Origin of the sequence: Methylobacterium nonmethylotrophicum (assembly GCF_004745635.1) — a bacterium.
Taxonomy (GTDB): Bacteria; Pseudomonadota; Alphaproteobacteria; order Rhizobiales; family Beijerinckiaceae; genus Methylobacterium; species Methylobacterium nonmethylotrophicum.
Genome location: NZ_SRLB01000021.1, coordinates 1 through 20099, shown reverse-complemented (window position 1 = coordinate 20099; position 20099 = coordinate 1). Strand labels below are relative to the sequence as shown.

General features: G+C 72.1%; 18 protein-coding genes. 8 read left to right on the top strand and 10 right to left on the bottom strand.

Going from position 1 to position 20099, the window contains the following annotated elements; all coding sequences use genetic code 11:
- Nucleotides 1–69: 69 nt before the first annotated feature.
- Nucleotides 70–366, bottom strand: a complete 297-nt coding sequence (locus EU555_RS24565) for a hypothetical protein (protein ID WP_135417851.1) — start codon at nucleotides 364–366, stop codon at nucleotides 70–72.
- An 839-nt stretch (nucleotides 367–1205) separates the two neighbouring features.
- On the opposite strand from EU555_RS24565, the gene EU555_RS24560 reads away from it, so the two are divergent.
- Nucleotides 1206–2267 (top strand): MBL fold metallo-hydrolase, encoded by a 1062-nt coding sequence (locus EU555_RS24560; protein WP_135417850.1) that lies wholly within the window; start codon nucleotides 1206–1208, stop codon nucleotides 2265–2267.
- A 103-nt stretch (nucleotides 2268–2370) separates the two neighbouring features.
- Here EU555_RS24560 and hslU read toward each other — a convergent pair whose 3' ends face one another.
- Nucleotides 2371–3684 carry an ATP-dependent protease ATPase subunit HslU gene (gene hslU, locus EU555_RS24555; RefSeq protein ID WP_135417849.1) on the bottom strand — a complete coding sequence of 438 codons (1314 nt, stop codon included), beginning with the start codon at nucleotides 3682–3684 and terminating at the stop codon, nucleotides 2371–2373.
- A 52-nt stretch (nucleotides 3685–3736) separates the two neighbouring features.
- Nucleotides 3737–4267 carry an ATP-dependent protease subunit HslV gene (gene hslV / locus EU555_RS24550; protein WP_135417925.1) on the bottom strand — a complete coding sequence of 177 codons (531 nt, stop codon included), beginning with the start codon at nucleotides 4265–4267 and terminating at the stop codon, nucleotides 3737–3739.
- A 235-nt stretch (nucleotides 4268–4502) separates the two neighbouring features.
- On the opposite strand from hslV, the gene EU555_RS24545 reads away from it, so the two are divergent.
- Nucleotides 4503–5015: a P-loop nucleotide/nucleoside kinase family protein gene (locus tag EU555_RS24545; RefSeq protein ID WP_135417848.1), complete on the top strand. Its 513-nt coding sequence runs from the start codon at nucleotides 4503–4505 to the stop codon at nucleotides 5013–5015.
- 352 nt (nucleotides 5016–5367) lie between these two features.
- Here the strand turns inward: EU555_RS24545 and EU555_RS37160 are convergent, their stop codons facing one another.
- The 5 genes from EU555_RS37160 to EU555_RS24520 form a co-directional block, all read right to left on the bottom strand.
- Entirely contained in the window at nucleotides 5368–5592 is a 225-nt protein-coding gene (locus tag EU555_RS37160) for a DUF6883 domain-containing protein (protein WP_245524468.1), read from the bottom strand.
- Entirely contained in the window at nucleotides 5589–5840 is a 252-nt protein-coding gene (locus EU555_RS24535) for a DUF4926 domain-containing protein (protein ID WP_135417847.1), read from the bottom strand. The genes EU555_RS37160 and EU555_RS24535 overlap by 4 nt, the downstream gene beginning before the upstream one ends.
- A gap of 50 nt (nucleotides 5841–5890) precedes the next feature.
- Nucleotides 5891–6997: an ATP-dependent DNA helicase gene (locus EU555_RS24530; RefSeq protein ID WP_425375147.1), complete on the bottom strand. Its 1107-nt coding sequence runs from the start codon at nucleotides 6995–6997 to the stop codon at nucleotides 5891–5893.
- 7 nt (nucleotides 6998–7004) lie between these two features.
- Nucleotides 7005–8795, bottom strand: a complete 1791-nt coding sequence (locus EU555_RS24525; protein WP_135417846.1) for a cation:proton antiporter domain-containing protein — start codon at nucleotides 8793–8795, stop codon at nucleotides 7005–7007.
- Nucleotides 8796–8940: 145 nt separating this feature from the next.
- A complete protein-coding gene (locus tag EU555_RS24520; protein WP_135417845.1) occupies nucleotides 8941–10245 on the bottom strand; it encodes a cystathionine gamma-synthase family protein in 1305 nt (434 codons plus the stop codon).
- A 245-nt stretch (nucleotides 10246–10490) separates the two neighbouring features.
- On the opposite strand from EU555_RS24520, the gene EU555_RS24515 reads away from it, so the two are divergent.
- The 4 genes from EU555_RS24515 to EU555_RS24500 all read left to right on the top strand — a co-directional run bounded on the left by EU555_RS24515 (nucleotide 10491) and on the right by EU555_RS24500 (nucleotide 13827).
- Entirely contained in the window at nucleotides 10491–11720 is a 1230-nt protein-coding gene (locus EU555_RS24515) for an ATPase (protein WP_135417844.1), read from the top strand.
- Nucleotides 11717–12376, top strand: coding sequence for a hypothetical protein (locus tag EU555_RS24510; protein WP_135417843.1), 660 nt, complete (start codon nucleotides 11717–11719; stop codon nucleotides 12374–12376). Before EU555_RS24515 ends, EU555_RS24510 begins: the two co-directional genes overlap by 4 nt.
- A gap of 82 nt (nucleotides 12377–12458) precedes the next feature.
- A complete protein-coding gene (locus EU555_RS24505) occupies nucleotides 12459–13304 on the top strand; it encodes an AAA family ATPase (RefSeq protein ID WP_135417842.1) in 846 nt (281 codons plus the stop codon).
- A gap of 4 nt (nucleotides 13305–13308) precedes the next feature.
- Nucleotides 13309–13827, top strand: coding sequence for a SixA phosphatase family protein (locus EU555_RS24500; protein WP_135417841.1), 519 nt, complete (start codon nucleotides 13309–13311; stop codon nucleotides 13825–13827).
- 100 nt (nucleotides 13828–13927) lie between these two features.
- Here EU555_RS24500 and EU555_RS24495 read toward each other — a convergent pair whose 3' ends face one another.
- Nucleotides 13928–16312 carry a putative bifunctional diguanylate cyclase/phosphodiesterase gene (locus tag EU555_RS24495; protein ID WP_135417840.1) on the bottom strand — a complete coding sequence of 795 codons (2385 nt, stop codon included), beginning with the start codon at nucleotides 16310–16312 and terminating at the stop codon, nucleotides 13928–13930.
- 113 nt (nucleotides 16313–16425) lie between these two features.
- On the bottom strand, nucleotides 16426–18927 hold the full coding sequence (gene hrpB, locus EU555_RS24490; RefSeq protein WP_135417839.1) for an ATP-dependent helicase HrpB: 2502 nt from the start codon (nucleotides 18925–18927) through the stop codon (nucleotides 16426–16428).
- 187 nt (nucleotides 18928–19114) lie between these two features.
- On the opposite strand from hrpB, the gene EU555_RS24485 reads away from it, so the two are divergent.
- Together EU555_RS24485 and EU555_RS24480 are read left to right on the top strand one after the other, a co-directional pair.
- Complete coding sequence (locus EU555_RS24485; RefSeq protein WP_135417838.1) at nucleotides 19115–19411, top strand: hypothetical protein; 297 nt, start codon at nucleotides 19115–19117, stop codon at nucleotides 19409–19411.
- Between the two features lie 240 nt (nucleotides 19412–19651).
- A complete protein-coding gene (locus EU555_RS24480; RefSeq protein WP_135417837.1) occupies nucleotides 19652–20041 on the top strand; it encodes a hypothetical protein in 390 nt (129 codons plus the stop codon).
- Nucleotides 20042–20099: the final 58 nt, after the last annotated feature.

Here is a 20099-nt window from a genome sequence, read left to right as displayed (position 1 = left end):
CACCTGCCGTCGGGGCCGCCTCGCCGCGGTCATGCCCCTGCGTAAGACATCGTCCGGCCGCTGTCGAGCTTAGGCCACCCGCCGCGACGCCGGGATGCCGGTGTGGCCATGCGCGCCCTCGAACAGCTCGTTGAGCTGGCCGCCGACCGCGCGGGCGATACGGAGCGAGGCGGGACCGTCCCGCCGCTCCGCCACCACGGCCCGGAGCGCATCCGCCGTACGCGCCTCGACCGCGTGAAACAGGCTCCGGGCCGCCTTGGCGTCGGCGCTGAGCAGCACCGAGGCGAGGTCGCGATAGGCTTCCGTGAGCAGGTGATAGGCCAGCCGCTCGCCCGCCCGCTCCACCGTCACCGGTTCATCGCTCATGACTGGAAGACCCCTGCCGAACGGCCGGGATCGTGTCAGCGCCGGGTTGCGCGGAGCTTGCGTCGAGGGCCGGCGCGTCCGGCGCAGGTAGGTCCGCCGCGACGAGGGCGACACCATCTCGATCGAGCGGCCCACCTGCGGGCGTCGTATCTGGGCCGCGTCAGCGCAGAGGGGAGCGCGGGAGCCGATCGTGCGGGCACACCCCGTGGCACCGCGTCGCCATCAGCAGCCTCCACCCCGGCAAGGTCGAACTCGTCCACCGGCGACCATGGCCGACCCGGGGTGAGAGGCTCGGCGCGACCGGTCCGCCGCCATCGACGGTGCATTCACCCGGGCCCCCGGCGACATCACGCCCGGGCAGGCCGAGCGGACCGCAGGCTCACCTCCCGTCCGTGAAGACGGGGCGGATCCCTCCACGCGCCCCTCCCACGGCCGGTCGCCCTGTCCCAGGTGCGCGTCGCCCGCCGTGACCGGAGCACGAAGGGACCCGACCGCTCAAGGCCGCGCCCATGCTGGGCGCATAACGGACGAAGGGCCGCCCCGTCGCCGGGGCAGCCCTTCCATTGCCGAACCGCGGTCCGACAGACTTCCGTCAGGATCGTCACCGATCCCGGATCGTTCGTCGTGCGCTCAGGCCGTAAAGCCGGAGGCGACGATCCAGGTCCGGCGCGCAGACGACCGCGGCTGATGACAATGAGACACTGGATCACCTCCTTCCTGTTGTTGCCGATGGGATGAATGTAAGGATCCGGCGGCGTTGTGCAATGCGGTCCGGGCGCGGCGAAGGGTCCGCGGAGACGCACCTTGACCTCGGCCTTCGGCCGGTCATCTCCGGGTGCATGAAGAACCGTGGCTTCCTCAAGCTCGCCAGCGCCGTCACCGTGATGACGCTGGGCGGCGTCGGCTACGCCGCCCACCGGCGCAGCCGCAACCCCTACTACCAGGGCCCGGTCAGCGACCATTTCGACGGCGTGCGGTTCTTCTCGCCGGGCCAGCCGCAGGACAAGGACGTGGCCGAGCTGGCGCGCTGGCAGCTCGCTGGCGGCCGCGAGGCCTGGCCGGCCCGGGTCCCGAGCCCGTTTCCGCAGGACACGCCGCCCGAGCGGGTCGAGGGTCTGCGCGTCGTCCATATCGGGCATGCCAGCCTGCTGATCCAGGTCGCGGGCCGCAACATCCTGATCGACCCGGTCTACGCCAAGCGCGCGAGCCCGGTGGGCTTCGCCGGCCCGAAGCGCGCCAACCCGCCGGGGATCGCCTTCGCGGCCCTGCCGCCGATCGATGCGGTGCTCGTCACCCACAACCACTACGACCATCTCGACGGGCCGATCCTGGCCCGGCTCTGGGCCGAGCACGCGCCGACCTTCGTGGCGCCGCTCGGCAACGACGCGATCCTGCGCAGCTACGATGCCACGATCCCGGTCGAGACCCGGGACTGGGGCGGGTCGGTCGATCTCGGGGCTGAGATCACCGTGCACCTGGTGCCGGCCTATCACTGGTCGGCCCGCGGCGTGAACGACAGGCGCATGGCCCTGTGGTGCGCCTTCGTGCTCACCACGCCCGCGGGCGTGCTCTATCACGTCGGCGATACCGGCTACGGCGACGGGGCGATCTTCCGGGCGGTGCGGGAGCGCTTCGGCGGGCCCCGCCTCGCCACCCTGCCGATCGGCGCCTACGAGCCGCGATGGTTCATGCAGGCCCAGCACGTCAACCCGGAGGAGGCGGTGCGGATCTTCCGCGACGTCGGGGCCGCGCAGGCGCTGGGCCACCACTGGGGCACGTTCCGGCTGACCAACGAGGGCGCGGAGGCGCCGGCCGAGGCGTTGGGGACGGCGCTCGGCGAGGCCGGGGTGCCGGCGGAGCGGTTCCTGGCGCTGCGGCCGGGGCAGGTGTGGGAGGGGTGAGGGCGGATCGTGCCTGCCGCTCCCGGCGCGGTTTCAGCGTCCGGGTCATGCCGGGGCTCGCCGAGGGCGAGAACCCGGGCTGACATGACGCGTCAGGTGACCCTCAGAGGATGAACCGGCTCAGATCCGCGTTCTGCGCCAGGCTCTCGACCCGGTCGCGCACGTAAGCGGCATCGATCGTCACCGTCTCGCCGGAGCGGTCGGGCGCCGTGAACGAGACGTCGTCGAGCACCCGCTCCAGCACCGTCTGGAGCCGCCGCGCGCCGATATTCTCCACCGAGGAGTTCACGTCGACCGCGACCCGGGCGAGCGCGTCGATCGCGTCGTCGGTGAAGTCGATCGTCACGCCCTCCGTCGCCATCAGGGCGACCGCCTGCTTGGTCAGGCTCGCCTCGGTCTCGGTCAGGATGCGCCGGAAATCGTCGACGGTGAGCGGGCTCAGCTCGACCCGGATCGGCAGGCGCCCCTGCAGCTCCGGCAGCAGGTCGGAGGGCTTCGAGACGTGGAAGGCGCCGCTGGCGATGAACAGGATGTGGTCGGTCTTCACCGGCCCGTGCTTGGTCGCGACGGTGGTGCCCTCGATCAAGGGCAGCAGGTCGCGCTGCACGCCCTCGCGCGAGACGTCGGCGCCGGAGCGGCCCTCGCGGGCGCAGATCTTGTCGATCTCGTCGAGGAAGACGATGCCGTTGTCCTGCACGTCGCGCAGGGCCTCCTGCACCACGCTCTCCTGGTCGAGGAGCTTGTCGGATTCCTCGCTGATCAGCGGCGCGTGGGCGTCCCGGACGGTCATCCGCCGCGGCTTGCCCTTCTGGCCGCCCAGCGCCTTGCCGAGCATGTCGCCGAGGTTGATCGCCCCCATCGCCGCGCCGGGCATGCCCGGTATCTCGAACATCGGCATGCCCTGTGGGGCCCCCGCCGCCAGTTCCAGCTCGACCTCCTTGTCGTCGAGCTCGCCGGCGCGCAAGCGCTTGCGGAAGGCGTCCCGGGTGGCCTGGCTCGCGGTCGGGCCGACGAGGGCATCGAGCACCCGGTTCTCGGCCGCGGCCTCCGCCTTGGCCTGCACGAAGCGGCGCTTCTCGTCGCGCTTCAGGCCGATGCCGACCTCGACGAGGTCGCGCACGATCTGCTCGACATCGCGGCCGACATAGCCCACTTCCGTGAACTTCGTCGCCTCGACCTTCAGGAAGGGGGCGCCGGCGAGCCGCGCCAGGCGGCGCGAGATCTCGGTCTTGCCGCACCCCGTCGGGCCGATCATCAGGATGTTCTTGGGCGCCACCTCCTCGCGGAGCGGACCCTGGAGCTGCTGGCGGCGCCAGCGGTTGCGCAACGCGATCGCGACCGCGCGCTTCGCGTCGCCCTGGCCGACGATGTAGCGGTCGAGCTCGGAGACGATTTCGCGGGGGGAGAAGGTGGTCATGGGATGCTAGCGGGGATGTCTCGGGCCGTGGGGACGGGATCGGGGAGGGCGCTCAAGCCGCGTCCAGGCTCTCGATCACCAGGTTGGCGTTGGTGTAGACGCAGATCTCGGCGGCGATCCGCATGGCGCGGCGCACGATCGCCTCGGCGTCGAGGTCCTGCTCCTCCAGCGCCCGGGCGGCGGCCAGCGCGTAGTTGCCGCCCGAGCCGATCGCCATCACGCCGCCCTCGGGCTCCAGCACGTCGCCGGCGCCGGAGAGGAGCAGGCTCACGTCCTTGTCGGCCACCAGCATCATCGCCTCGAGGCGGCGCAGGTAGCGGTCGGTGCGCCAGTCCTTGGTCAGCTCGACGCAGGCCCGGGTGAGCTGGCCCGGGTACTGTTCGAGCTTGGCTTCCAGCCGCTCGAACAGCGTGAAGGCGTCGGCGGTGGCGCCGGCAAAGCCCCCGATCACCGCCCCCTTGGCGAGGCGCCGGACCTTGCGGGCATTGCCCTTGACGATGGTCTGGCCGAGGCTGACCTGCCCGTCGCCCCCGATCACCACCCGGCCGCCCTTGCGCACCATCAGGATCGTCGTCGCATGCATGCGGGGGGCGCCCCCCGCGTCGTCGTTGGCCAAGGATGTCTCTCCGGGCAGGCTGTCCGTGTCCGTGCTGCGGCGTAGGTGGGGGTTGCGGCGGCGTTCGTCCAGCGTGGACGCGGGCGGGCGCGACGATCCGGCGGCCGGGCCGCCTGTCTGACGCCGGGTGACGTGATATGGCGAGGTCGAAGAGCCGGCCGTCTCCGCCCTTCTCCGTCGCGATCGCCGGGAGGCCGCGCCAATGCTGATCGTGTTCGGTGGCCTGCCCGGGACCGGAAAGACAACCATCTCCCGCGCGCTCGCCCGCGCCCTCGCGGCGACCTACCTGCGAATAGACATCATCGAGCAGGCGATCCGGGATGCGGGCGTGCCGGCGGGCGCCGTGGCTGCAGCCGGCTACGCGGTGGCGCAGGACCTCGCGGGGGCGAACCTCGACGATGGGCGGACCGTCGTGGCCGATTGCGTCAACCCGGTCACCGCCAGCCGCGACGGATGGCGGGCCGTGGCCGCCCGCTCCGCGGCGCGGCTGATCGAGGTCGAGGTCGTGTGCCCGGATGCCGAAGAGCATCGCCGCCGCGTCGAAGGTCGGGTGTCCGACATTCCCGGCCTCGTCCCGCCCTCGTGGGAGGCGATTCAGCGCAGCGACTACCAGCCGTGGGACCGGCCGCGGCTCGTCATCGACAGTGCGGCATTGTCACCCTCGGAAGCCGTTGCCGCCGTGCTCGGAATCGTGGCGCAAGACCGGCCGGCCTGAGGCGTGCGCGCAGGATCATCCGGGCCGGCCTTCGCGACCGATGCCTCCGAGCGCCGACGCGCCTCGGCCTTCACTTCGGCTATGGTCTCCCACGGGCTCGGCCCGCTTTCGAGGCCTTCGCGGACCAGCCTGCGCAACTCTTCGATCGCGTGGTCATGAGGGGTGTCGATCAAAGTACCACCTCCCACCCGCTTCAACTCAACATGCGGCTCGACAGGTTCATGTCGCGTCAGGTGAGCGGCACGGCCGTGATGAGACGCCACATCGATCCATCCTGCAATTGCCACACGCTGCGGACCTGCGGACCTGCGGTCGGCGGCCGTCCGGCGTCTCCATCGGCCCCCCTCGACGATCATCCTGCGATAGGGGCCGTTCTCCGCGAGGTGCGGGACGCACCGGGCGTCGGTCGCGTAAGGATGAGGGCCTCCGCCATGGTCTCAGGCTGAGTGGGATCGAAGCCGAAGGCCAGGAAGAAACGCGCCTTCGGGCCGCCCTTGGGATGATCGACGTTCAGCAGGTAATGAACGAGCTTGCTGCCCGGCACCTCGAGGGCCGGCCGCCACTCGTCCTCGCTCAAGGCACCGAGCGCCCGACACGCGCGAGATCCGCGGCCCTCACGGTCGCGAGCGCTCCCAGCGGCTCCGGAAACTCGATGTCGTAGGCCTCGCCCCCGTTCCACACGGCGACGACCGTGCCTTCCGTGCCGGCGGTAATCGTGTCCCCGTCGTCGGACGTCACGTCGGTCAGCACGCGCACATCGTCGAGCTCCCGGAGCAGGGCGCCGGGCTCGGTCTTCCGTAGCGTGTAGGACACTTCGATGGACATGCCGATGAGTTACCGCGTGGGCGCGGATGTTCAAGCCGGCCCGTCGGCCCCTACACCACCACCGTGATCACCTCCGCCGCCCGCGTCAGCGCCGTGTAGAGCCAGCGCGCCCGATGCTCGCGGAAGGCATAGGATTCGTCGAACAGAACGACCTTGTCCCACTGCGACCCCTGCGCCTTGTGCACGGTGAGCGCGTAGCCGTAGGTGAACTCCTCCGTCTCGCGCCGCAGGATCGCCGGCACCTCCTCGTCGCTGCCGGCGATCACCGAGCGCAGCACCCGGATGTCCTGGGGCTTGCGGCGGAGCGCCGGATCGTCCTCCGGCACCACGTCGAGGCGCACGAGGTCGGGGCGGGGAGCGGCGCGCAGGGCCTGGACGGTCCAGGTCGAGCCGTTGAGCAGGCCCTTGGTGCGGTCGTTGCGCAGGCAGACCAGCTTCTCGCCCACCGCCGGCATCGGGTCGGAATGGCCGATCAGCTCGCGGATGCGGCGGTTATAGAGCCGCCGGGTGCGGTTGAGGCCGACCAGCACCTGGTCGGCGGCCAGCACCGTGGCGGGGTCGATCTCCCGGCGCGGGATCACCCGGCTCTCGCCGTAGGCGCCGTAATCGAGCCGGTTGCCCTCCCGCACCGTCATGGCGAGGCGCACGATCGGGTTGTCGGCGGCCTGGCGGTGGACGTCCGTCAGCATCACGTCGGGCTGGGCCTCGGTGAAGAAGCCGCCGCCCTTGACCGGCGGCAGCTGCGCCGGATCGCCGAGCACCAGCACCGGCGTGCCGAAGGACAGGAGGTCGTTGCCGAGGTCGCCGTCGACCATCGAGCACTCGTCGATGACGACGAGCGCAGCCTTGCTCACCGGCCCGGTGCGGTTGAGGGTGAAGGCCGGCCCGCCCTCGGAATCCTCGCGGGTGCGGTAGATCAGGCTGTGGATCGTGGAGGCGTCCGGGCAGCCGCGGGCGCGCATCACGGAGGCCGCCTTGCCCGTATAGGCGCAGAACAGCACGCCGCCCTCGACATCCTCGGCCAGCCGCCGGGCGAGCGTGGTCTTGCCGGTGCCGGCGAAGCCGAACAGGCGGAAGACCTGCGGGGTGCCGCGCTTCAGCCAGTCCGACACCGCCTTGAGCGCCGCCTCCTGCTGCGGCCCGAGCCCGCTCATCATGGCCGTCTCACGGGGCCTTGCCGACGGTGCGCCGGGCCTGGAACGGCGGGGGTTCGGCCGCCTCCTTGCGCCGCAGCAGCGCCCGGAACTCGTCGCGGCGCTCGTGGATCGAGGCGATGACCAGCCCCATCGGCACCCCGACATCGACCAGCACCGCCTCCGAGAGCTGGAGCGAGGCCTCGATCGTCTCCGGCACCGCGTCGTCGACGCCCATCTCGTAGAGGGCGGTGGCGTGGCGGGCGTCTCGCGCCCGGGCGACGATGGTCAGGTCCGGCCGCTCGGCGCGGGCGGCGGCCACCACCGCCTCGACGGCCCGGGGCTGGTCGAGCGTCACCACGAGGGCGCGGGCGGTGTCGATGCCGCAGCGGCGCAGGAGCTCGGGATTGGCCGAATCGCCGAAATAGACCGGGTTGCCGAGGCGGCGCTGGTCGGAGACGCGGGCGGCGTCCATGTCGAGGGCGATGTAGGGCACCTTGTGGCGCGCCAGCATCTCGGCGACGAGCCGGCCGACCCGGCCGTAGCCCGCCACGATCACCCGGCCGGGCTGGCGCTCGGGCGGGGGCGGCTCGGCCCGGGCCCGGCCGAGGGCGGTGCGGTCGATCCGCCGGCCGAGCCGGCGGGCGAGCGCCGCGAGGCCGGGAATCATCACCATCGTGGCGGTGGTGACGACGAGCGCCGCCTGGCCGAGATCGTCGGGCACCAGCCCCGCCGCGATGGCGCTGCCGACGAGCACGAAGGCGAACTCGCCCCCCGGCCCGAGCAAGAGGGCGCTCTCGAGCGCCACCGCACGGGGCAGACGAAGGGCCGTCCCGACGCCCAGGATCACCGCGCCCTTGATCACGATCAGCCCGAGGGCGAGCCCCAGGATGGTGAGCGGGGTCTTCATCAGCACCGCCGGGTCGATGCCCATGCCGACCGAGACGAAGAACACGCCCAGCAGCAGGCCCTTGAACGGGTCGATGGTGGCCTCGATCGCCCGGCGGTACTCGGTCTCGGCGAGGAGCAGGCCGGCGACGAACGCCCCGAGCGTCATCGACAGGCCGCTTCCCGCCGCCACGAGGGCGGTGGCCGCGATGACCAGGAGGCAGGCGGCCATGAACAGTTCGGGGCTGCGGGTGCGGGCGACGAGCTGGAACAGCGGCCGCAGGCCCAGGCGCCCCGCGACCACGAGCAGCGCCAGCGCCACCGCGGCCTGGCCGAGCGCCACCGCGAGGCCGGAGAGCGCGTCGCTGTCCTTGCGGCCGAGGACCGCGATGGCGAACAGCACCGGCGCCACGGCGAGGTCCTGGAACAGCAGCACCGCGAAGCTCGACCGGCCGGCCGGCGTGTTGAGCCGCTTCTGCTCGGCCAGCACCGGCACCACGATGGCGGTGGAGGAGAGCGCCAGCGCCAGCCCGACCAGGATCGCGGCGGTGGGCGGCACCTCGAGCGCCATCAGCACCACCCCGACGAGGAGGCTCGACACCACCACCTGCAGCGAGCCGAGGCCGAAGACGAGGCGGCGCAGCACCCGCAGGCGCTCCCAGGACAGCTCGACCCCGATCATGAACATCAGGAAGACCACGCCGAGCTCGGCGAGATGCGCGATCTCGGTGCGGTTCGAGATCGTCATCGCGCCGAGCCAGGGCGCCACGTCGGTGAGCCGCCCGAGGCCCGACGGCCCGAGGAGGGCCCCGGCCCCGATGAAGCCGAGAACCGGGCTGATGCGCAGGCGGTGGAACAGCGGCACCACGATCCCGGCCGTGACCAGGAACAGGATGACCTCCTTGTAGGAACCGGACGCGGCGGGCTCGGTCATCGGGAGCGGCGGGGCCTCTTCGCTGTGCGGATGGGACCGCCCGGCCGCGAAGCGGTCGGGGTGCGGGCGGCCATCTTGCGGAGGGGACCCGGCGGGGCAAGCCAAAAGGGCGGGTGGCCGGCGCTTTCGGGCTCGCGTGGCGGCATCACTCCAGCGTCGCGAGCGCCGCCTCCAGGTCCGCCGCCAGGTCCTCCGGATGCTCGATGCCGATCGAGACCCGGATCGTCGCGTCGGTGATGCCGAGGCGGTCGCGTACCTCCTTCGGCACGCCGGAATGCGTCGTCGAGGCCGGGTGGCTGGCGAGCGATTCGGTGCCGCCCAGGCTCACCGCGAGCTTGAACAGCTGGAGCGCGTTGAGCACCCGGAACGCCTCCGGCTCAGCCCCCGCGACGTCGAACGAGAAGGTCGAGCCCGGGGCGGCGCATTGCGCGGCATAGACCCGGGCGGCGCCGGAGCCGGGCGCGAGATGGCCGAGATGGTGCAGGCGCGTGACCTTCGGGTGGGCCCGCAGCCGCTCGGCGATGATCTCGCCGTTGCGGTTGGCCTTCTCCATCCGCAGGGTCAGGGTTTCCAGCGAGCGTCCCAGCATCCAGCAGGAATGCGGATCGAGCTGGGTGCCGATCGCCGAGCGCAGGAGCCGCACCGGCTTCATCCGGGCGGCCGAGCCGAGCGCCGCCCCGGCGATGAGGTCGGAATGGCCGCCGACATACTTCGTCAGCGAGTAGACCGAGATGTCGGCGCCGTGTCGCAGGGGGTGCTGGAAGAGCGGCCCGAGCAGGGTGTTGTCGCAGACCACCGCCGGCGCCGCCCCGCTTTGGCGGGCGCCGATCCGGTCGGCGGCCTGGCGCACGAGCGCGAGGTCGACCAGCGTGTTCAGGGGATTCGACGGCGTCTCGACCATCACGACGCTGACGCGCCCGCCGGTCTTCGCCGCCAGGGCCTCGGCGGCCTCCGCCGCCGCCGTGACGCTCGCCGCGTCGGTGCCGTCCTGGAAGCCGACGGCGCCGATCCGCAAGCCCGCGAGCGTCTTGGCGATCAGCGTCTCGGTGCCGCCGTAGAGCGGCTGGGAATGCAGCACGACGTCGCCGGGCCGGGCGTGCGCCAGGATCACGGTGGCGATCGCCGACATGCCCGACGAGAACAGGAGCGCCGCCTCGGCCTCCTCGAACACCGCCAGGCGGTCCTCGACGATCTCGCTGTTGGGATGGTTGAAGCGGGAATAGACCAGACCCGCCGCCTCGCCGGCCGGCGGCTCGCGCCTGCCCGAGACGTAGTCGAAGAACGCCTTGCCGTGCTCGGCGGAGGTGAACACGAAGGTCGAGGTCAGGAAGACCGGCGGCTTCACCGCCCCCTCCGAGAGGGCGGGGTCGTAGCCGTAGCCGAGCATCAGGGTCTCGGGGTTCAGCCGGCGGTTGCCCAGCCGGTCCTTGTGGTAGCGGTCGTCCGACATGCGGGGCCTCGCTCCAGTCTGGCGACGCCGGCCTGGCGGCGTCGGAATCGGCGCAGGAACCGCGCCAGGGTGCACGTTCTAACGCGGCCAGGAGCGTTTTGCGGTGCGTAAACCGCGGCCCGGACGCTGCGCCGCGGCGAGCCCCGCTCGCAGAGGGCGCATTTTCGGCGCAAAACCCGCATAGGACGAAGGATTGAGAATCCGTGTACGCGGCCGCTCCCGGGCGGCCGGCGCAAGGAGCCGCGATGGGCAGACAGCCTCCCGACCGGGTGGTCTCGCGCGAGCAGCGCGCCTGGACCGACGAGACCGATGCCTGGAAGCAGGACCGGGCGATCCGCAAGGGCTACCGCATCCGCTGGGGCTACGTCGCCATCGCGTACGTGGTCGAGGCGCTGGTGATCTGCACCTCGCTCGCCGGGGCCTGGTTCTTCGCCGAGACCTATGCCGACCGCAACGACCAGAGCTTCTGGTTCATGCTACTGGCGCCGATCGTCTACGCGGCGATCGAGCTGTGCCGGGTGCCGCTCGGCATCCTGATCCGGGTGCAGCGCGACTGGCTGATCAAGGGCCTCGCGGTGATCGGCATCGTGATGGCCGCCGGCGTGACCACCAAGTCGGTGTCGCAGCTCGGCGAGATGATGTTCCATCCCCGCCTCGCCGAAGCGTCGAAGGCCCGCACTGCCCTGCGGGAAGCGGAGGCCGACCGCGGCACGATCGACAACCGCATCGCCCAGGCCGATGCCCGGGTGGCGCAGTACGCGGCCGAGGCCGCGGCGCTCGAGAAGCGCACCACGGAGGCGTCGTCCCAGCTCGCCGGGCTGCCGGGCCAGCGCTGCGAGCGGCTGTCGGGCACCAACAGCCGCGGCAAGCGCTACAGCTACCTGCGCTGCGTCACCGATCCGCGCACCGCCACCATCGCCGGCAGCCTGAAATCCGCCGGCGACGAGCGGGCGGTGGTGGCCAGGAACCTGGCGGAGGCCCGCGCCGCCCGGGCCCAGCTCGACCGCGCCGCCGCCGACCGCCGGGTGACGGAAGCCGAAGGCGTCTACCGCGACGCGGTGCGGCGCTCGCAATTGCACTCCTTCACCGCGATGGTCTACGGCGCCGATCCGGTCGACGTCACCGACCAGCAGGTCCACGCCTTCCTGCGGGTCTTCGTGTTCGCGCCGGCGCTCTGCGCGGCCTTCGCGTCGACGCTCCTGGCGCTCTGCGCCGTGCAGGTGCGCAGGACCTACGGCGACGAGGACGACCTCGACGCGGTGATGCAGGCCGAGGGCGTGCCGCTGCTCCTCAACCAGGTGGCGGAGAGCGCGACCCAGATCCAGGACGCGCAGCGGGCGATGCGGGAGGCGGCTGTGGCGTCGGGCGCCGCGATCCCCCTCGACCAGCGCCGCTCGCCGACCGTGCCGCAGGCCGGCACGCCCCCGTCGCCGCCGGCGCGCGACGACGACCGCATCGAGAGGCCGAGACCGTGAGCTACCTCGCACCGGGCACGCCGGAGAACGTGGCGCTCGCCCAGCACGTCAACGGGCGCCTGCGGGCCGAGGCCCGGATCTCCAACGCCCGCGCGTTCCTGTTCCGGGCGATCGGCCTCGGGGTCTTCGTGGGGCTGGCCGGTGCCGGCCTCGGCGCCGCCTTCTACGGCTACGCCACGATGAACGAGGTCGGGAACGCCTCCGACAAGCTCGCGAAGGCCCTGACCCAGGCCCTCGAGACGACGACGATCAAGACGAGCGGCGAGGTCCGGCTCACCGACAACACCCTCAAGATCGAGGGCGGGGTGCCGGCGGCGAAGGGCCGGCCCGACGTGTCCTCGCTCACCGGCAACCAGGGCAAGACCGAGGCGCCGGCTTCCGCGGCGGCGGCCGTGCGCACGAGCTTCACGGTGTTCAAGACCGTGCCCTACCTCGACGGCTCGATCGTCACCGGCTGGAACTTCAAGGGCGACGAGCAGAAGCCCGAGAAGCAGTATTGCTACGTGACCCGGCCCCAGACCTTCGGCGACGGCGCCACCTCGAACCAGACCACGGTGGCGATCGACGGCGAATTGCTGCCCCAGCCGGCCCGCTCGGAGGTGAACTTCGCCGTGATCGCCCGCAGCTGCGTGTGGTTCGATCCCTCGAAGCTCTGACTTCGCCGCGGGGCTCGCCAGCGCGGCTTTCGCCGCATAGGTTCGAAGAAAATTCCCGGACGACAGGACTGATACGAGCCCGATGCGCTTCACCGGAACCGAGAGCTACGTCGCCACCGGCGACCTCACCGTCGCGGTCAACGCCGCCATCACCCTGGAGCGGCCGCTCCTCGTCAAGGGCGAGCCGGGCACCGGCAAGACCGTCCTGGCGGAGGAGATCGCCCGGGGCTTGAACGCCCCGCTGCTGACCTGGCACATCAAGTCGACCACCAAGGCGCAGCAGGGCCTCTACGAGTACGACGCGGTCTCGCGCCTGCGCGACTCGCAGCTCGGCGACCCGCGGGTCTCCGACATCGCCAACTACATCCGCCGCGGCAAGCTCTGGGACGCCTTCACGGCGCCCGAGCGGCCGGTGCTGCTGATCGACGAGATCGACAAGGCCGACATCGAGTTCCCGAACGACCTGCTGCTCGAGCTCGACCGGATGGAGTTCCACGTCTACGAGACCGGCGAGACCGTGCGGGCGGCGCGCCGGCCGATCGTGATCATCACCTCGAACAACGAGAAGGAGCTGCCGGACGCCTTCCTGCGCCGCTGCTTCTTCCACTACATCAAGTTCCCGGACGCCGACACGCTGAAGGCGATCGTCGACGTCCACTACCCGGGCATCAAGCAGCGCCTGGTCGAGGAGGCTTTGCGGATCTTCTTCGAGGTGCGCGAGGCGCCGGGCCTCAAGAAGAAACCGTCGACCTCCGAGCTGCTCGACTGGCTGAAGCTCCTGATGGCCGAGGATATCGGGCCCGAGCAGCTGCGCGAGCGCGATCCCCGCAAGCTGATCCCGCCGCTGCACGGGGCGCTGCTGAAGAACGAGCAGGATGTCGGGCTCTTCGAGAAGCTCGCTTTCCTGAGCCGCCGCGAGGGACGCTGAGCCGATGCGCCGCCTCATCCTGCTCCGCCACGCCAAGTCCGACTGGCCGGAGGGCATGGCCGATGCCGACCGGCCGCTCGCCCCCCGCGGGCGGGAGGCGGCGCCGAAGATGGCCGCCTACCTGGCGGCGCAAGCGCTGATCCCCGACCGGGTGCTGGTCTCGCCGGCCCGGCGCACGCAGGAGACCTGGGACCTCGTCAAGCCGGCCCTCGGGGCGGTGCCGGACGAGACCGTGCCGCAGATCTACGAGGCGCCGGTCTCGCGCCTCCTCGACGTGGTGCGGGCGATCCCGGACGACGCCGCGACCGCCCTGATGATCGGGCACAACCCGGGCGTCCAGGACCTCGCCCGGCTCCTGTCGAAGCCGGGGGAGGCGCGGCGGGCGCTGACCAGGAAGTATCCGACCGCGGCGATCGCCGTGATCGATCTGCCGGCGGAGTCGTGGGCGACCGTCGAGGCCGGGGACGGCGTCGTCGAGCGGTTCGTGACCCCGAAGAGCCTGGGCCACGGCGAGGACGAGTGACGGGCGGCAAAGCCGTCCTAGCCGACGGCCGGGCGTCACCCGGGACCGGCGCGGTGGGCAAGACCGGCCGCGCCGGGACCTTCGCCTCTCGCCCGGACGGTCACCCGCATCTCAGCATCGGCGCCACCGCACCGGCCGCCACCGGTCGGCTGATCAGGTAGCCCTGGACCTCGGTGCAGCCCGCCGCGCGCAGATGGGCGAGCTGCTCCTCGGTCTCGACCCCTTCGGCGGTGGTGCTCATGCCGAGGCTGTCGGCCAGCGTCGTCACCGCCCGCACGATGGCCAGCGCATCGGGCCGCACCGCGAGGTCGGCCACGAAGGCGCGGTCGATCTTGATCTTGTCGAACGGGAAGGCCCGCAGGTAGCCGAGGGACGAGTAGCCGGTGCCGAAATCGTCCATCGCGATCCGCACCCCGAGGCGCTTGAGGCGGTGCAGCATGGCGAGCGTCGCCTCGCTGTCCTGGAGCAGCACGCCCTCGGTGATCTCGAGTTCGAGCCGGCGCGGATCGAGGTCGGCCTCGCGCAGGGCCGCGATCACGGTGGCGTCGATGGCGCCGCCGCGGAACTGCACCGGCGAGAGGTTGACCGAGACGCGGACGGCGTGCGGCCAGCGCGCGGCCTCGCGGCAGGCCTGCCGCAGCACCCACTCGCCGAGAGGCACGATCAGGCCGGTCTCCTCGGCGATCGGCACGAAGGCGGCCGGGCTCACCACGCCGCGGACCGGATGATGCCAGCGCAGCAGCGCCTCGAACCCCGCGATCCGGTTGGCGGAGAGGTCGAGGAACGGCTGGAACGCGAGCGCGAACTGCTCCTGCGCCAGCGCGGTCCCGAGGTCGAGCTCGACGCCGCGCCGGGTCTGGATGGCCGCATCCATGGCCGGCTCGAAGAAGCGGGAGATCCCCCGGCCGTCGGCCTTGGCGCGGTAGAGCGCCATGTCGGCGGCCCGCAACAGGCCCTCGGGCTCGCGCCCGTCCGCGGGCGTCAGCGCGATGCCGACGCTCAGGCCGACATTGATGCGCTTGCCGTCGATGTCGTAGCCGCGCCCGACCGCCTCGATCAGCCGGCGGGCGAGGCGGCCGGCGCGGAAGCGCGAGGTCGGCTGCAGGATGAGGGCAAACTCGTCGCCGCCGAGCCGCGCCAGGGTCGCGAGGCTGGCCCCGGCCTCGGCCCGGACCTCGGCGGTGAGCCGGGCCGTCACCTCGCGCAGGAGCTTGTCGCCGACGGCGTGGCCGAGGGTGTCGTTGACCGTCTTGAAGCGGTCGAGGTCGAGGCACAGGATCGCCGTGACGCCCGCACCCCGGGCCAGGGCCTCGCTCAGGCCGTCGTGCAGCAGGGCGCGGTTGGGCAGCCCCGTCAGGGCGTCGTGGCGCGCCATGTGGACGATCTGGGCCTCGGCGCGCTTGGCCGCGGTGACGTCCTCGTGCACCGTGACGAAGCCGCCGTCGGGCGTCGGCGCGTAGGTCACGGCGATGACCCGGCCGTCGACCAGCGTCTGGTCGAGCCGGTAGCGGCGGCGTGAGGCGATGCGCTCCCGGACCTGGAGCCAGGCCTCCCCGGGCGTGAGGCCCGGGAAGTTGCCGGCCTCCGTGCGCCGGTGGATCAGCTCCTCGGCGGTGATGCCGGGATGCACGGTCTCGGGGGACAGGCCGTAGAGGTCGAGGAACTGCCGGTTGACGACCGTGACCCGGTGCTCGGCGTCGAACAGGACGAGGCCGTGCGACATGTGGGCGAGGGCGTGGTCGAGGCGCCGGTTCTGCTCCGCCAGCTTCGCGTCGGCGAGCGCGCGGTCCGTGGCGTCCTCGTGGGTCACCATGGTGCTGCCGTCGGGCAGCGGCGTGATGGTGGTCTTGAGGAGGAGGCCGCTCGGCAGCGGCCGCTCGCGCTCCAGCTTGACCCGCCGGGCGATGCGTGCCGAGACGAAATCCCAGGCCTCGTCGGGGGTCAGGTGCGGATAGTTGCCGGTGCGGGCGCTGGCGCGGATCAGGCTCTCGAGCGGCGTGCCGAGGCGCATGAGCTCGGGGGGCAGGTCGAAGAGCGCGCGCAGGCGGTCGTTGAAGGCGATGAGGCGAAGGTCCCGGTCGAACAGGCTCACCCCGATCGGCAGGGCCTCGATCACCGCCTCGCAGCGCCGCACCTGCTCGAGGTGGCCGGACGGCGGCCCCGGCACCTCGGCGCAGATCCCGCGATAGCCCGAGAAGGAGCCGTCCGGTTGCGTCGCCGGCGCCCCGCCGAAGCGGAACCAGCGCGTCCGCCCGTCGCGGTGCCGGTGCGCCAGGACGAGGTCCCGGAACGGCTCCCGCCGCAGGAGCGCCGCCGCATCCGGCACCCCGCCCTCGTCGGGCACGAGCCCGGGCCACCGGTGCCCGAGCGGTACGGGCTGACCCGTGAGTGCCTCGTAGCGACCGCGTACCTCGGTCAGCCGCAGATCCGCATCGGTCTGCCAGCACCAGTCGGCGGCGATCGTGTCGAGGTCGTCGGGCAGCATGAACCGGTCTTCTTTGGTCGAACAAGCCTCTCACAGAAAGTGCTGCGATTTCCTTGCGGGCTGCGATGCGCTGATCCGCAGGCCGCTGCGGTGGCCGCGTGCGGACTGTCCCCTCACGTCCCCCGCGGCTTGGCCCGCCGGGTCGGCGGGGCGGCGAGCGGATCCTCCGGCCAGGGGTGCTTCGGGTATTGCCCGCGCATGTCGGCCCGCACCGCCGCCCAGGAGCCGCGCCAGAAGCCCGGCAGGTCGCGGGTGATCTGGATCGGGCGCTGGGCCGGCGAGAGCAGGTGGAGCACCAGCGGCACCCGGCCTCCGCCGATGGTCGGATGGCGGGTGAGCCCGAACAGCTCCTGCACCCGCACGGCGAGCGCCGGACCGCCCTCGGCGGCGTAGTCGACCGGGATGCGCGAGCCGGTCGGGACCTCGATATGGGTCGGCGCCTCGGCGTCGAGGCGGGCGCGGAGAGTCCAGGGCACGAGGTCGTGCAGGGCGTCCGAGAGCCGATCGGCGCCGATCTCGTCGAGGCGGGTGAGGCCGGCGAGCCGGGGTCCGAGCCAGTCGGGCAGGGTCGCGGCGAGGTGGTCGTCCGAGAGGTCGGGCCAGGGCTCGCCCTCGGCGGCGCGCAAGAACATCACCCGCTCGCGCCATTGCTGCGCCGCCTTCGACCAGGGCAGCGCGGCGACCCCGAGGGAGGCGAGGCCGCGGGCCAGGATCGCGGCGCTGTCGGCATCGGCCGGGACCGGCAGGATGCGCTCGGCCAGCGAGACGGCGCCGAGGCGGCGCTGGGCCCGGGCCCGCAGGGCCCGCGCGTCGGGATCGAACTCGACCCGGGTGCGGGCCTCGATGCGCTCGGGAAACAGCGCCTCGATGGCCGGCAGCGTGATCGGCGCCGCCGCGAGGATGCGGGCGGACGCGGCCTTGCCGACGATCTCGGCCACGGCGAGGAACGGCTCGCGGGCGAGGGCGGATGCGGGATCGAGGGCGCCGCCGCGGCCGTTCGCCAGCACGTACTCGCCGGTCTTGCCCCGGGCCCGGGCGATGCGGTCCGGATAGGCGAGGGCCAGGAGGGCGCCGGTCTCCGGCGGCTCGGCGGCGGCGGCCGGCGCGGCCGCCATGCCGGTCGCCAGCCGGGCCCAGCCGGCGGCGAGGCGGCGCATGTCCTCGGCCCGGCCGGAGCGGTCGCGGCGGAAGCGCTCGACCCGCTCGGCAAGCTCGACGGCGTCGCCCCCGAGGCCGCGCTCCACCAGCACGGCGGCGAGGTCGGCGGCGGCCCGGGCCGCCTCCCGGCCGCGCCCGGCGGCGGTCACCACCATGCGGGCGAGGCGCGGCGGCAGCGGCAGGGCGCGCAACGCCCGGCCGACCGGGGTCAGGCGGCCGTCGCCGTCGAGGGCGTCGAGGCCGGTCAGCAGGGCGCGGGCTTCCGCGAGCGCCGGGGCCGGGGGCGCGTCGAGGAAGGGCAGGGTGGTCGGGTCGGCGACGCCCCAGGCGGCGCAGTCGAGCACCAGCCCGGCGAGGTCGGCGGCCAGGATCTCGGGCCGGGTGAACGGCTCGAGCGCGCCGGTCGCGGCCTCGGACCACAGGCGGTAGCACACCCCCGCCTGCGTGCGGCCGGCGCGGCCCCGGCGCTGGTCGACGGAGGCGCGGGAGGCGCGCTGGGTGACGAGGCGGGTCAGCCCCAGATCCGGCTCGTAGACCGGCACCCGGGCGAGGCCGGAATCGACCACCACCCGCACGCCGTCGATGGTCAGCGAGGTCTCGGCGATGGAGGTGGCGAGCACGACCTTGCGGCGGCCGGCCGGGCTCGGCCGCACCGCCCGGTCCTGCTCGGCCCGGTCGAGGGCGCCGTAGAGCGGGGCGAGGTCGACGTCCGGCCAGTCGGCCAGGCGCTCGCGCAGGCGCTCCTCGGTGCGGCGGATCTCGGCCTGGCCCGGCAGGAAGGCGAGCACCGAGCCCGGCTCGGCCCGCAGCGCCCGCATCACGGCGTCGGTCACCGCGTCCTCCAGGCGGGTTTGCGGGTCGCGGTCGAGGTAGCGGGTCTCGACCGGGAAGGCGCGGCCCTCGGAGACGATCACCGGGGCGTCCCCCATCAGGGCGGCGACCCGGGCGCCGTCGATCGTCGCCGACATCGCCAGGAGGCGCAGGTCCTCCCGCAGCGCGCCCTGCGCGTCGACGGCGAGCGCCAGTCCGAGATCGGCGTCGAGGGAGCGCTCGTGGAACTCGTCGAACAGCACCGCGGCGATCCCGTCGAGCTCCGGATCGTCCAGGATCATGCGGGCGAAGACGCCCTCGGTGACGACCTCGATGCGGGTGCGGGCCGAGACCTTCGAGCCGAGGCGCACCCGCAGGCCCACCGTCTCGCCGACCGCCTCGCCCAGGGTCGCGGCCATGCGCTCGGCCGCCGCCCGGGCGGCGAGGCGGCGCGGCTCGAGCAGGATGATCCGGCGGTCGCCGCGCCAGGGCGCCTCCAGGAGGGCGAGCGGCACCCGGGTGGTCTTGCCGGCGCCCGGCGGCGCCACCAGCACGGCGTTGGGGCGCCCGCGCGCGGCGGGATCCGCGAGGGACGCCGCGAGGTCGCCCAGGACGGAGTCGATCGGCAGGGAGGGGAGGGAGCGCATGGGCGCCGGGATGGCGGAGGCGGCGGCAAGGCGCAAGACGGGACCCGGGCCGGTCGTCGACGCCGCACCCGCGCGCTGCCGCAGTGAAAGGTTTCCTGTCGATTTCCGGTGCCGCAGCGGAACATCGGGCCCGGCCGAAGATTGTCGGGCTGGCTGGCCTTGGGGGCCACCATCTGGAGATCCCGCGATGAAGTCTCTGACCCTGGCCCTGGCGGCGAGCGTGCTGCTGGGCGGTCTCGCCCTGACCTCGGCCTCGGCCGCCGTGACCGGGCCCGCCCCGACCGTCGCAGGCCCCGGGGCGACGGTCGAGCCCGTCGCCATGCGCCGCCACCACCATTACCGCCACATGAAGCGGCACGACCGCATGATGCGCCGGCACATGCGCCGCAACCACATGATGCGCGGCGACCCGAACGCCCGCAACCCGTCGCGCCCGGGCTACCAGCAGCAGCTCGGCAACACCTCGGGCGGCCCGCGCTACTGAGGGCGACTTGATCCCGGCCAATCGCTGGAGATCGAAGGAAAGACATCATCGGCGCATCCCGGATACGATCGCTCGTTCTCCGGGATTGCTGAAAGCGAAAATATTAAAGTCAAAATAGGAAATTCACTTGTTACATCATGTGTCATCGCTTATTGCTACTTGAAGTTTTTGCGCAATCATATTATAGGAATGTAAATTATAACGAGCAGGACGTCCGGTGTCGCAATCAGGAGAGGCACGTTGTACACCTATCTGACTCGTGTTCCCAGTTCGACACGAGGAGAAACCTTCACGCTTGGCGTGCATGAAATCACTCTGGCTTCGAATTTGAATCGTGGCCTCTTGAGAAGATGGCACAATAACGTTCAGGCTGAGATCAAAAGGCATTACAGTACGCGGCCGGATACCAACTGGAACTGGCAGAGGAATATTATGCCTCTAATCCTCCTCGGTATGGGTCACCGCGGAGGGCGGCTATTCCAAGTCACGGTGGGAACAGATGAACGCCCGGCAGCGATGATCGCGCTGCTCTCGAGGGAGCGATGGTGCCTGGATGCGGGCAAGTCTGCGACGTTCGTGTTTTTCCTGAGCGCCGCGCCGGACAGTTGCCGAGGGCCTGTTGTCACTTGAACCTATTGCGGTCGTGAGCGTTTCCGCGCTTTGAGCGAGGAGACGCGATGCTGACGGA

Excerpts from the sequence above, each read along its gene's own strand:
- EU555_RS24505 (WP_135417842.1), top strand. The coding sequence starts at position 12,459 with ATGCGCTTCACCGGAACCGAGAGCTACGTCGCCACCGGCGACCTCACC.
- EU555_RS24500 (WP_135417841.1), top strand. The coding sequence starts at position 13,309 with ATGCGCCGCCTCATCCTGCTCCGCCACGCCAAGTCCGACTGGCCGGAG.
- EU555_RS24495 (WP_135417840.1), bottom strand. The coding sequence starts at position 16,312 with ATGCTGCCCGACGACCTCGACACGATCGCCGCCGACTGGTGCTGGCAG.
- EU555_RS24565 (WP_135417851.1), bottom strand. The coding sequence starts at position 366 with ATGAGCGATGAACCGGTGACGGTGGAGCGGGCGGGCGAGCGGCTGGCC.
- EU555_RS24560 (WP_135417850.1), top strand. The coding sequence starts at position 1,206 with ATGAAGAACCGTGGCTTCCTCAAGCTCGCCAGCGCCGTCACCGTGATG.
- EU555_RS24520 (WP_135417845.1), bottom strand. The coding sequence starts at position 10,245 with ATGTCGGACGACCGCTACCACAAGGACCGGCTGGGCAACCGCCGGCTG.
- hslU (WP_135417849.1), bottom strand. The coding sequence starts at position 3,684 with ATGACCACCTTCTCCCCCCGCGAAATCGTCTCCGAGCTCGACCGCTAC.
- EU555_RS24545 (WP_135417848.1), top strand. The coding sequence starts at position 4,503 with ATGCTGATCGTGTTCGGTGGCCTGCCCGGGACCGGAAAGACAACCATC.
- EU555_RS24515 (WP_135417844.1), top strand. The coding sequence starts at position 10,491 with ATGGGCAGACAGCCTCCCGACCGGGTGGTCTCGCGCGAGCAGCGCGCC.
- EU555_RS24530 (WP_425375147.1), bottom strand. The coding sequence starts at position 6,997 with ATGATGAGCGGGCTCGGGCCGCAGCAGGAGGCGGCGCTCAAGGCGGTG.
- EU555_RS24525 (WP_135417846.1), bottom strand. The coding sequence starts at position 8,795 with ATGACCGAGCCCGCCGCGTCCGGTTCCTACAAGGAGGTCATCCTGTTC.
- EU555_RS24535 (WP_135417847.1), bottom strand. The coding sequence starts at position 5,840 with ATGTCCATCGAAGTGTCCTACACGCTACGGAAGACCGAGCCCGGCGCC.
- hrpB (WP_135417839.1), bottom strand. The coding sequence starts at position 18,927 with ATGCGCTCCCTCCCCTCCCTGCCGATCGACTCCGTCCTGGGCGACCTC.
- EU555_RS24485 (WP_135417838.1), top strand. The coding sequence starts at position 19,115 with ATGAAGTCTCTGACCCTGGCCCTGGCGGCGAGCGTGCTGCTGGGCGGT.
- hslV (WP_135417925.1), bottom strand. The coding sequence starts at position 4,267 with ATGCATGCGACGACGATCCTGATGGTGCGCAAGGGCGGCCGGGTGGTG.